This window comes from Niabella sp., from assembly GCF_030150205.1.
In the GTDB taxonomy this organism is placed as follows: Bacteria; Bacteroidota; Bacteroidia; order Chitinophagales; family Chitinophagaceae; genus Niabella.
Map to the genome: position 1 here is coordinate 14,663 of NZ_JASLGT010000007.1, position 12,683 is coordinate 27,345.

Here is a 12,683-nt window from a genome sequence, read left to right on the forward strand (position 1 = left end):
CAGAGAGGCGCAGAAAATCAATCGAGCCTTGCTTTCGGTTACGATAGCAGTCTGAAAACAACGGATAAGTCTGTGGAGTTATTTTGCTGAAGCCGCACTAAATCGATATTTAAACCGTTGCCGGCTATCTGGGGATAATACTTACCGGAAGTATAAATTCATAAAACCAGCTTTGTCCCGGCTTTACCAGGTCTTTTGTAAGCAGCCGCCCGGCACGGAAGCCAAAACTAAGCGGGTGCTGGTTCCACCATTGTGTATCTACAAAAAATTCGGCACCGGCGCTTTGCAGCCGTTGCTGAAACCCGGGACGAGTACCCCCAACAGCAGTATAATCATAAAAAGCAGCGCCCCGCACCCGTTGCAGGTAACAGATATTGCCAAAGCCCCAGTCCGGATACCAAAGCGGCAGATGATACGCAGCACTAAGGGTGGCTTCCCGCGCAGAGTCGACGCTATTAAACCCACGGGCAACATTGATCCGGCTCGAAAAGATGCGGTATTTCAGGGACGCCTGCTGGTAAGCGGCAGACAATACCAGGCTCTGTGCCGGGAAGAGCCCCGGCAGGTAGGCCGTTGCCCGCGTAAACAATTGCTGGCTGTTCCATTTATTCACCGCATAGCGGTACTGCGCGTTTACATTAAAACCCCAACGTGGATAAATATCCTGTACAGCCCGCTGCACCTGGGTGCCCAGGCTCAGGCTATGCGCCATGTATCCAAAACTGGAAGAAGGAAATGTTGCCTGGTTCACGCCTTTCGCCAGATCCCACCGGTAACCGGCATTGGTACCTATCGTTAAAAAACGGAACTCCCGTCCGTGGTTCCAACCCAGGGGAACGGTTAATGATAGATAATTGTCCCATTGATCCCATTCCCGCAGCTTCTTTTGCACCTGCTGCTTCCGGTTAAACGTATACTGTGTTCCCAGGCCAATATACGGGAAGAGCCCCGCATAGGTCGTATTACCGCCAACTGCATGCGTACGGTCATTTTCATTGTATAAATAATAAACCTGTGTTTGGGTGGTGTTGAGTGTATTGTTGCCATACAGCGTGAAGCTGAATTCCGGATCCTCATAATTTGGCCGCCAGCTGTGAACATTAAACGGCCTTGTCAATTGGGCATATTTTTTTGAAGCCGGCATCCTGATATCCTCCTGCGCTAAAGGCCCGTCTTTCGGCGGCACCGAATCTTTTACGATACCGGTTGTTTCCGCGGCAAATGCTTCCGGGCTGAGGGTTGTCCACGATGCATCCCCGGTGTTTAAATGGCGGAGTTGATACCCGTCCGCAGTAAAAGCGGCCCAGTTGAGTTGTCCAAAACCAGCGTTTACAAAATACCGGTTGCCCTTGCCATTTTCCAGTTTGCGCAGTACCCTGGTAGACAGATCTACCGAAAAAACCGCATTGGTTAAGCCCGAAGCACCGATAAAATATACCGTATCATTTGAAAGGCTGATTTGTCCCACCGTTTTAAAGCCGGGAGGCGTTACCGGTTCCACCCGGTTTCCTTTAAAATCCACCAGGCCGATGTAAACCTGCCCATCCCTTTGCCGTATGGCGGCTATCACCGTTTCGGCGTCCTTTATTTTAGGGTTGGCAAAATAATCAATCCCCGGATCGGAAAATTCCCGCAGCACGGAACCGTCGGCGGTATTCAGCACCACCAGCGAGGACCGCCCTTTCAGGTCTACTTTATTGGCCACTATCTGCCGGCCATCCGCCGAAATATCCGGAGAAAAATACCGGGTCTTTTTCGAGATCTTTTTCTGTACACCCGATGCCAGGTCCAATACCCGGAGCACGCTATAGGTGCGCCAGGTCCAACGCGGATCAGTTTCTACTGCAGCATATACAATGCGGCCATTGGCATAACTAAACTGCCGTTCGCCGCTGATGTCCCTGTACCGCAACAAATGTTCCCCATGCTGATCCAGCACATAAAAAGCCGGCCGTTTTTTATTCGACAGTTTTAAATACAATAAAGAATCGCTGCCGATCTGCTGCGGATAATAATATTGGGTCAATGTTTGATAATCTACCGGGAAAACGGCGTGCACACTGGTATCGGTAAAGACACCTGGTTGGTGCAGCCCATAGCGATCTTTATAAAAATCAAATGCGTTTGCAACAAACTTTTTATACGGCAGCCCGGTATTGCGTTTAATGGCCTGTTGCATGGGATAAAACAATCCGCGGTAAGCCGCAGCTTCGGAGGTAACCTTACCCCAAAAATCTGCTCCATAGGTAGCATAGCCATAGTTGGTGAGCAGGTAACCCAGGTCGTAATGATTGGGTACATAATCTTTAAAGGAGCCATTTCTCAGCTTCATCCAGCTGTATTGCTTTCCATCGTTCCATAAAGCCGGAAACGGCTGCAGAAAAGAAGGCATGCGTCCCCTGCCCTGTGCCGACAGGCTGGTTTCCTGGTACACCGCATCTCCTTCAAAGAACCAGTTAGGCACCGCAGTGTTGATGGCCACTGCATACCCCTCCTGGCCAAAAAGCGTTTTCATCACCCTGCTGAGGCCGCGGTTAAAATTATTGTATTGCTCCACATGCCGGTACTCGTGCAGGGCCAGCTGATCGGGCCAGTGCAGGCTGCCCTGGTCAAAATTATCCGATGGCGGAGTGAGGTAAAACTCACTCCGGAAAGGTCCCAGGCTCACATACCCGTTAGACGTCACCGGCTGAGACTGCAACACAATATCGATCTTCTTTACCCGTTTTCCTAAAGGATGTGCGTTCATCGCTGCCACCCGGTGCACGATGGCTGCAATACGGTTCGCTGTTGAATCCAGCCCTCCCGGGTAAATTACCCGGACGGTATCTGTACTTATTTGGCGCCATTTTACAGATGGAGGATTTCCTCCAAATTGCTGGGCTCCGGCTACCCCTGCCATCAAAAAAAGCACCATCACACACAGTAGTTTACGCATACCTGATATTTAAATATACGGTCCGACACAGAACATCATTTCCTCATCGATTCCGGATCTTCTTAACTAAAAATATAAAATTAAACAGAGATCACCCGCAAATTTGTACGTACTCCATGAATAAAGTACTTTTACCAATATTTTAATTCGATAGTTTACTGAAGAAATTAAAAAAGATATTACTCATTGTTACAGGGAGCCTTTTAGGCCTTGTAATTATCCTGTGGCTGGCCTTGCAAACCCCCGGTGTTCAGAACTGGCTCATCAGCAAGGTAACAAAACGGTTGTCTAAAGACCTCCAGACCCGGATCGATATCCGCCACGTTGATTTTTCCCTGTTTAATAAAATGCATTTGCAAGGGGTGCTGGTGGAAGACCGGCAGAAGGATACCATCCTTAGCGCCGGGGAGATCACCGTTAATATCACCGATTGGTTTTTTCTTAAAAAGAATATCGAGCTCAAATACATCGGGCTTACCGATGCCTACATCCAGCTGCAGCGTACCGATTCTGTTTGGCGGCACCAGTTCCTGCTGGATTATTTCAGTACACCGGCAAGCAAAACGCCCAAGAAAGAGGGTGCCATTAATATTGCTTTCCGGAAAGTAGATCTCCGGAACATCCTGTTCAGGAAAAAGGATGCCTGGACGGGTGAAGACCTTACGTTTTCACTGACCTCGCTGCATGTGGATCCAAAAAACATCGACTTCGACCGGAAGCTGATCGATATCAACGCCCTGGTCATCAACAAGCCCTATGTAGCCCTGCGATCCTATGACGGGAATAAACCGGCAACGGAAACCCGGGACGAGGCCCCTGCAAAACCGGTGAAAATGAAAACGCCCCATCCGCAGGAACTGGAATGGAACGGCGGCCGCTGGGAAGTAAAAGCCGGCCATATTGAAATCAACAACGGAACCTTTAAAACGGATAATGATACCATCCCTCCGGATCCCGGCGTATTTGATGGCCGGCATATTGAATTTGCAAAGATCGATATCAACCTCCGGAAAGTGCGCTGGTGGATGGATACCATTACCACACAGATCGACCTCACAACAACAGAAAGAAGCGGGCTGATGGTAAAAAAACTGGCCGCCAATGCCAAGGTCACACCCCGGGAGATCACCTTTAATAACCTGGATCTGCAGACGAACGACAGCCGGATCACGGATTACTACAGCATGAAGTTTACCAGCTTCTCAAGCATGAACCACTATATTTCGGAGGTGCATATGGAAGGCCGGTTTAAAAAGGCAAATGTGAACAGCGATGATATTGCCTTCTTTGCCCCCGCTATGCGTACCTGGAAAAAGAAGATCATTTTGAGCGGCGATATTAAGGGACCGGTGGCATCCCTCACGGGTCATAAACTGGAGATACAGGCCGGTAACCAAACCTATTTTGCAGGCGATGCCACGCTGAGCGGGCTGCCCGATATCAATGAAACCTTTATCGATATTAAAGCCAATGATTTCCGGACCACGTATGCGGATGCGCTTGCCTTTGCACCAGCCCTGAAACAGGTAAGCGTACCGGATCTGGCACGCTTGCAATACCTGAACTTTGTGGGAAGTTATACCGGCTTTATCCGCGACTTTGTAACCTATGGTACGTTGCGTACTGCATTGGGAACGGTTAAAACGGATGTAAACATGAAACTCCCGGAAACGGGCAAACCGGTATACTCCGGCAATGTATCAACCGACAATTTTAACCTGGGTCCCTTTTTAAAGAATGCAGACCTGGGCTTTGTAAGCTTTAATGCCAAACTAAAAGGAGCCGGCTTTGACCCGGCCAGCGGAAGCGTGGCGCTTTCGGCTGCTGTTAATTATGTAGATTTTAATCAATACCGTTACAAGAACATTACGGCCGACGGAGAGATTAATAATAAGGTATTTGATGGCAAGCTGAAGATCAGCGATCCCAATGCCGACCTGGATCTGAACGGGCTGGTGGATTTCAGTAAAGCGACGCCTGCTTTTAATTTTGTATCCGATATCCGCAAGATCCGTTTCAAAACACTCAATCTTTTCCAGGAAAATATTGAGCTTACGGGTAAGATCAATGCCCAGTTCACCGGAAAATCGATTGATGACTTCCTGGGGCACGCCACGGTTACCGATGCGGTGCTGGTACGCAATGATGCGCCCCTGTCCTTCGACTCCCTGGCCATTTATTCTTCGCAGGAAGACGATAAGAAACGGCTTCATATTGCTTCCAATGAATTTTCGGTAGACCTTTTTGGCATTTACAATATCCGGGACCTGCCCAATTCCGTTATCGGGTTCCTGAACCGTTATTACCCGGCCTACATCAAACCACCCACACGAACGGTTAAAGAGCAGGCATTTTCCTTTGAGATCAAAACCCATAATTTCGATGCTTTTACGCCCATTATCGACAGCAGCCTGGGCGGACTTAACAATGCGTCCATTACAGGAAGCATTAATACCTTTACCAACAGCCTGGCGCTGGATGCGGAAGTGCCCTTCTTTAGTTACGACCGTTTAAAATTCAATGATGTTTCCTTAACGGGAAGGGGTAATTATGACAGCCTTTCCCTTGCCGGAAGGACCACCAATATCCTTATTGGCGATAGTTTAAATGTGCCGCTGGCGCTCTTTAATATTTCTGCCAAAAATGATGTATCCCGGGTGATGATCTATTCCGGCGGTGCGGCGGGACTTGACCAGGCCCGGCTGAATACCGTGGTACGCACCTACAGCAATGGGGTTAAGATTGATTTTGCGCCCTCCTCCTTTGTGCTTAACGGTAAAACCTGGAACATTGAGAATAACGGAGAATTAGAGTTCCGGCAGAATGTTCCCGCACACGGACAGCTGGTATTACGGGAAAGCAGCCAGGAAATACGCATCCGCACCCTGCCCTCGGATGTGGGCAGCTGGAACGACATTGCGGTTACGTTGAAAGATCTGAACCTGGGAGATATTTCCAAATACATTGTGCCGGATAACCGGCTGGAAGGATTGGCTTCCGGCGACTTCCTCCTGGAGAACCCGGGTAAGAACATGCGGATCATCTCCAACAATTTTATGGGAAGAGCCATCCGGTTTGATAATGATTCCCTGGGCGATATATCGGCCCGGATGGTGTTTGATCTGGCCACCATGGAATTAGCGGTAAACGGTAAAACCATGCACCCGCAGCAAAAAGACCTGGCCTTTAACATCAACCTCTTTTTAAAAGACCATCAAAGCCAGCAGCGCAATATCATATCGCTTAATGCTACCAGCTTCGATATAAAATATATCAACCGGTTCCTGGGCTTTTTATTCTCCGATATGCAGGGAGAGGTAACGGGCAAATTTGATCTGACAGGGCCTTTTGACCAGCTGAATATTGTGGGCAAGGGTCGTTTACATAAGGCGGGGTTAAGGGTAAACTTTACCCAATGCTACTACGCCCTGGAAGACAATGAAATTGAGCTAAAGAAAGACACCATCAACCTGGATGGCATCGTTTTAAGGGATACGATCACCAACAACCCGGTTTACCTGCAGGGAAGCATTGCACATAATTCCTTTAAGAATATGTTCTTTGATGTGAACGTATCGACCCGTAAACCCGGTACCCGCGGCGCTGCCAACAACCGGCCGGTGCAGGTGTTGAATACCACCTATAATGATAACAAAACATTCTATGGCAAGGTAAGAGCCACCGGTTCCTTTTCACTGGTGGGTCAGGAAGACAATGCCTATATGAAAATAGATGCCATTGCTTCCAGTAATGATGAAAGCTCCTTTACCATTGCCTCCTCCAGTTCCAAGGCCGGCCAGATGCCGGACTGGCTGGTAGAACGGAAATTTGGAGAAGTGATCGGCGACAGTGTTTACCGGGACAAGACCAGCAAGATCACCTACGACCTGGACGTAACTGCTAACCCCAAGGTAGAAATGAAATTTGTAATGGACGACCTTACGGGGGATGAGATCAAAGGACGGGGATCCGGCACCCTGAACATTCACTCGGGCTCTACAGAACCGCTCAGCATTCACGGGCGTTTTGATATTACTGAAGGAAGTTATAATTACACCTTCCAGTCCTTCTTTAAAAAACCTTTTGAAATAAAGAAAGGCGGCGAAAACTATATTTCCTGGACGGGCGATCCCATCAGGGCTAACCTGAACCTGGAAGCCCAGTACAAGGCAGAACGGGTTAGTTTTTCTCCACTTGCAAAGATCAATATCGACCAGGCCTATGCCAATACCCGGGAAAACGTTTACGTAACGGCCATGCTTACCGGTTTGCTGTCGAAGCCCGATTTTAAATTCCGGCTGGAACTGGATCCGAACAGTAAATACCGGAACGACTTTAATATCACCAACGCGCTGCAACAGATCGAGACCAATGAAACCGAGGTGACCCGCCAGGTTACCTATCTCATCGTTTTCAATAGTTTTGCACCGCCCGAAACCGGTTCCAATTTTGGAAGTACCGTAAATGAATTTACTTACAATACCATTTCCAGCTTATCCGGATTGTTCTTTAACGAGATCAATAAAAAACTGAACAACGAGCTTACAAAGATCCTGGGCGCCGATGTCAGCGTCGTATTTAACGGTTCGGTCTATAACCGCAATATCTTATCAACCCCCAGCAATAATTTCGACATCAACCAGGCCAATGTGAACGGGGCCATACTGGTACCCCTGTTTAAAGACCGGTTTGTGATCTCCCTGGGCAGCTCTATGGAAGTGCCGCTGGCCTCCTCCATTCAGCAAAGCGTTCAGTTTTTACCCGATGTAACAGCCGCCTGGATGCTGAACCAGAGCGGTAGCATCCGGCTGAACTTTTTTTACCGGGAAAACCTGGATTACCTGACCACCAACAGTACCGGGGCCGCCAAACTGAAACGGACCGGGGGCGGTATCTCCTTCCGCAAAGAATTTGACACCCTGGGAGAGATCTTCCGCAATGTGCGCAAACAGGTACAGCGGGAGATGTTGCTGCAAAGTCCTGGCCGACCCGATTCCTCAAAACCACCCACACCAGATTCTTCCCTGCAAAAACGGGTGGAACCGGCAATAATGGAGCAGAAGAAGCAACCGCTTTCGGCGTCACCGAAGGAGAAGGTCGATTGAGGGGAGGGAATTTGAAAATTTGAAGATGTGGGAATGTGGAAATAAGCTGTCAGCTTCAGCCTTTAGCATTCAGCATCGATCATCAGGTGGTAGTTCCCAGTCTTTAGTTATCAGTCTTCAGATGATATATAACCGGGATTGGAGATGTGCATCAAGCATGGAACCGGATCCCAACTTTAAACAGCTTTCAGCTTTCAGCGTTCAGCCTTTAGCTTTTAGCCATCAGCCGTTTACCAAGCATCAAACGAAATCGAACCTGGAACTTTAAACATTAAAACAGGCCTTTAGCTTTTAGCATCGATCATCAGGTAGTAAACGGATCTAACCCGCCACGGCGGGCACGCCTGAAACTTGAAACCTCAAACCTGAAACAACGACTTAAACCCTAACCCCTCCCATTGTAACGGTGATTTTCTCGTTCATCATTTCCCGTACCGCCGTTACAATGCCCTCTGCATCATAGCCACATTCCCGGTGCAGTTCCTTGGGTGTGCCGTGCTCTACGATGCGGTCCGGGATACCCAGGATCCGTACCTCGTTCTTATAGCCATGTGCGGCCATAAATTCCAGTACGGCAGTTCCAATGCCCCCGATAACGGTACCGTCTTCCACGGTGATCAGTTTGGGATATTTCTGACAGGCTTCATGCAACAGTTCTTCATCCAGGGGTTTTGCAAAACGCAGATCATAATGCCCCGGCAAAATACCATCCTGGTGCAGGGTACGGATAGCGGACGCTGCAAAATTTCCGGGATGGCCAAAGCTCAGGATGGCGATATCTTTGCCTTCCTTTAACCGGCGGCCTTTACCGATGGCAACTTCTTCCATAGGTGTGCGCCATTCCGGCATCACCCCTTCCCCGCGCGGATAACGGATCACAAAAGGAAATGCATTCTTTTCCAGTTGTGCGGTGTACATCAGGTTCCGCAGCTCCGACTCATTCATGGGGGCGCTGATGATCATATTGGGAATACAACGGAAATAAGCAATATCATAACAGCCATGATGGGTTGGACCATCATCCCCTACCAACCCGGCCCTGTCTAAGCAAAAGATCACCGGCAGCTGCTGAATGGCTACATCATGCACGGCCTGATCATAGGCCCGCTGCATAAAGGAGGAATAGATATTACAAAAAACCCGCAGTCCCTGGGTAGCCATGCCTGCGCTGAGCGTAACGGCATGTTGCTCACAAATACCCACATCCAAAGCACGGTTGGGCATTTGCTCCATCATATATTTTAAAGAACCACCCGATGGCATGGCCGGGGTAATTCCAAAGATCCGGTCATTTTTTTCTGCCAGTTCAATGATCGTTTTACCAAATACATCCTGGTACTTGGGAGGCTGGGGCGTGTCAAAAGTCTTTTTAATAATTTCTCCCGTCACTTTATCAAACAGGCCCGGTGCATGCCACTTGGTTTGGTCTTTTTCAGCCAGCGCATACCCCTTGCCTTTCGTAGTGATCACGTGCAGGATCTTGGGGCCGCTGATCTGTTTCAGATCCTTTAAAGTATCTACCAGCTTGGTGATATTATGCCCGTCGATGGGACCGAAATACCGCAGCTTCAGCGATTCAAAAAGATTCGAATTGCTGTTCAGCATGCCTTTCAATCCTTCCGCCAGCTTATGTGCGATGCTCTTGGAAATGGTTTTACCCACCGGCAGTTTATTCAGCGCATTCCATACATCGTCCTTAAACTTATTGTATTTTGGAGAAATGGTAATATCTGTAAGATATTCCTTCAGCGCACCAACGTTCGGATCAATGCCAATGCCATTGTCATTGAGGATGATCAGCATATCGGTATTCGATACCCCGGCATGGTTCATGGCTTCAAACGCCATCCCCGCCGTCATGGAGCCATCGCCGATCACCGCCACTACCTTGCGCTCTTTTTCGCCTTTATATTTTGCGGCAATCGCCATCCCCAAAGCCGCCGAAATAGAGGTAGAGGAATGTCCCACACCAAAAGTGTCATATTCGCTTTCCGATATTTTTGGAAACCCGCTTAGCCCGTTGTATTTACGGTTGGTCTCAAAACGGTCCCGGCGGCCGGTAATGATCTTGTGACCGTAAGCCTGGTGGCCTACGTCCCAAACCAGCAGGTCTTCGGGTGTATTGTACACATAATGCAATGCAGTGGTCAGTTCCACCACTCCCAGGCTGGCCGCAAAATGCCCGCCATGTACACTTACCACATCAATAATGTACTGTCTGAGTTCATCGCAAAATTCGTGAAGTTTGTCTTCCGGTATCTTTTTCAGATCCGCAGGTGTATTCACTTGCTGCAAAAGAGGTCCTGGAGTTATTGCCATTCGCATCTGATTATGCTGCAAAAGTACATAAATATTCCCGTTGTGAGGGAGTTTTCCTTCCCTGGCAGGGATGCCACAGAAGCACTGAAACACAGAAGCTTAGGCATTTGTGACGAATATCCGGGAACACAAAGATGTAATAAAGACGTTTGCCCGGGTGTTCCCATATTTTCACGATCGGAGCAACGACGCAACACACCTGAAAAAAATTCAGCGCTTCAATGCTTCTGTGACCATGCCCCACCTCAGGAGAGATCCAGTGTTTCGTAGGTTGTGAGCACATCGTCAAACACCGAAAAAACCGCCGGATAACCCGTTTTTACAAAACCGATACGGTCATCCATACGGATAGCCCGGGCAGGGCGGCTGGTAGCCATTTCTACGGCCTCCTGTAGAGGAACACCTACAAAATCCAGGGCATTTTTCATGGCCTCCGGCATAGAGATGGCTGCCCCCGCCAGGCTTCCGGCTTTATCACGGTAATACCCATCGATCATTTCAATATCCAGCCCCTGCCAGTCGAAACGGGGCTTTTGCCGCCCCAGGAAAGAGGCATCGCTGATGAGGAACAATTTGTCTCTTTTTTGCCGGTGGGCGATCCGGGCTGCCGCATAATGGCAATGCCCTCCATCCAGTATGATGGGCGCATACACGGCATCATTATCAAAACTGGCTCCTACCAACCCGCATTCCCGGTGCCCCAACTGAGTCATAGCGTTAAACAGGTGCGTGACCAGATTTATTCCCATAGAAAAATAACGCTGCGCCTGCTCGTAGTTCATCATCGAATGCCCGGCCGACAATACGATATCCGTTTTAAGCAGGCGTTCCAGTTGTGCATCGGTAAAACATTCCGGAGCAATGGTCATTACCTGTATCACTCCCCCGCCCAGCTCAATGATCTCATCCAGCTCCCGGTCGGTGGGTTTACGGATGATCCGTTCGTCATGCGCTCCTTTTTTTGCCGGGTTCATGAAGGGGCCTTCCAGGTGCATGCCCAGTGTTCCGGGTTGTGCTTCGTTAAAACGGCGGATCGCATCCAACGCCGTACGTATGGTTTCCTGCGGGGAAGTGATCAGCGTGGTAAGAAAAAAAGGCGTGGCATAGGTCCTGCTGGCCTGGTACATATCCTGCAGGGTTTCCTGGTCCGGGTCTTTTGAAAAGTAGCGCTCCGTTCCGCCATTCAGCTGGATATCGATAAAGCCCGCAGAGATATTGTTACCCTTCAGGTCTACCAGCGCTGCCGCCTCCGGAATTTCCGGTTGTACCGAAAGGATCCGGCCTTTATCCACCAGGATGCAATGATCCGTTAATACCTCGCTGCCGGTATAAATAATGCCGTTATAGATTGCCTTCATGGTAATGGGTTTATGCAAATATAATGGTATTCGCCAGGCGGGCAGGGAGGTTTGAGGTTTAAGGTTTCACGTTGGATCCGTTTTGTTACTTGATGTAAAGACACTTCTTACAGTTCCGCACAGGCTGAAAACTAAAGGCTAAAGCTGAATGCCTGTTTCTGGTTAGATGGTGTTTCGTCCATGATGTGGAATCTCCAACGGAAACAAGATCATCGAATATGTCCGGGTCGTCATTTTCACATTCCCACATTTTCACATTCCCACATTTCCACATTTCCACATTTCCACATTTCCAAATTCCACATTCAATATTTTACATTCTCCGAAAGGGAATCCCGCATCTCCTGTATATTTACAGTAATTCAAACAAGATGTCAAAGAGAACCGATTATATTTCCTGGGATGAATATTTTATGGGCGTGGCCCTGTTGTCTGGAAAGCGGAGCAAGGATCCCTCCACACAGGTAGGTGCCTGCATCGTAAATCAACAGAACAAGATCGTTGGTGTAGGGTATAACGGATTGCCCATTGGCATTAGCGACGACCAGTTCCCCTGGCAAAACGAAGGCGATTTCCTGGAAACCAAGTATCCCTATGTTTGTCATGCAGAGCTCAATGCCATCCTGAACAATATCGGCATGAACCTTAGCGGCTGCAAGATCTACACCGCTTTATTTCCCTGCAATGAATGCAGCAAGGCCATTATACAATCCGGTATCGGGGAAGTGATTTATTTGTCCGACAAATACGCCAGCAAGGAAAGCTTTATCGCGGCCAAGCGCATGTTGCAAACAGCCGGAGTTCAACTCCGGAAGATGACGCCGGATGTAAATGAAGTTACGCTTTCCTTTGATGAAAAAAGTGTATGAACTACCGGGTATCCGGAAGCATGCTTACAGGCTTTATAACAGCAACCCTACGGCTCAAACAGACGGGCTAACGCTACGGGTCTGCCACAGGTGC

5 protein-coding genes are annotated in these 12,683 nt (G+C 48.8%); 2 read left to right on the forward strand and 3 right to left on the reverse strand.

Annotated elements, in window-relative coordinates; all coding sequences use genetic code 11:
- Positions 1-124: 124 nt before the first annotated feature.
- Positions 125-2,938, reverse strand: a complete 2,814-nt coding sequence (locus Q1V85_RS04635; protein ID WP_300597941.1) for a hypothetical protein — start codon at positions 2,936-2,938, stop codon at positions 125-127.
- 233 nt (positions 2,939-3,171) lie between these two features.
- Here Q1V85_RS04635 and Q1V85_RS04640 point away from each other — a divergent pair, with 233 nt between their 5' ends.
- Positions 3,172-8,043, forward strand: a complete 4,872-nt coding sequence (locus Q1V85_RS04640) for a translocation/assembly module TamB domain-containing protein (protein WP_300597943.1) — start codon at positions 3,172-3,174, stop codon at positions 8,041-8,043.
- Between the two features lie 378 nt (positions 8,044-8,421).
- On the opposite strand, the gene dxs is transcribed toward Q1V85_RS04640, so the two are convergent.
- Positions 8,422-10,362: a 1-deoxy-D-xylulose-5-phosphate synthase gene (dxs, locus tag Q1V85_RS04645; protein ID WP_300597946.1), complete on the reverse strand. Its 1,941-nt coding sequence runs from the start codon at positions 10,360-10,362 to the stop codon at positions 8,422-8,424.
- Between the two features lie 245 nt (positions 10,363-10,607).
- Positions 10,608-11,720 (reverse strand): N-acetylglucosamine-6-phosphate deacetylase, encoded by a 1,113-nt coding sequence (gene nagA, locus Q1V85_RS04650; RefSeq protein ID WP_300597948.1) that lies wholly within the window; start codon positions 11,718-11,720, stop codon positions 10,608-10,610.
- Between the two features lie 371 nt (positions 11,721-12,091).
- Here nagA and Q1V85_RS04655 point away from each other — a divergent pair, with 371 nt between their 5' ends.
- Positions 12,092-12,589 (forward strand): dCMP deaminase family protein, encoded by a 498-nt coding sequence (locus Q1V85_RS04655; RefSeq protein ID WP_300597950.1) that lies wholly within the window; start codon positions 12,092-12,094, stop codon positions 12,587-12,589.
- Positions 12,590-12,683: the final 94 nt, after the last annotated feature.

What these genes read in the sequence shown, in the direction of transcription:
- Q1V85_RS04635 (WP_300597941.1), bottom strand. Translation starts at nt 2,938, where the DNA reads ATGCGTAAACTACTGTGTGTGATGGTGCTTTTTTTGATGGCAGGGGTA.
- Q1V85_RS04655 (WP_300597950.1), top strand. Translation starts at nt 12,092, where the DNA reads ATGTCAAAGAGAACCGATTATATTTCCTGGGATGAATATTTTATGGGC.
- nagA (WP_300597948.1), bottom strand. Translation starts at nt 11,720, where the DNA reads ATGAAGGCAATCTATAACGGCATTATTTATACCGGCAGCGAGGTATTA.
- dxs (WP_300597946.1), bottom strand. Translation starts at nt 10,362, where the DNA reads ATGGCAATAACTCCAGGACCTCTTTTGCAGCAAGTGAATACACCTGCG.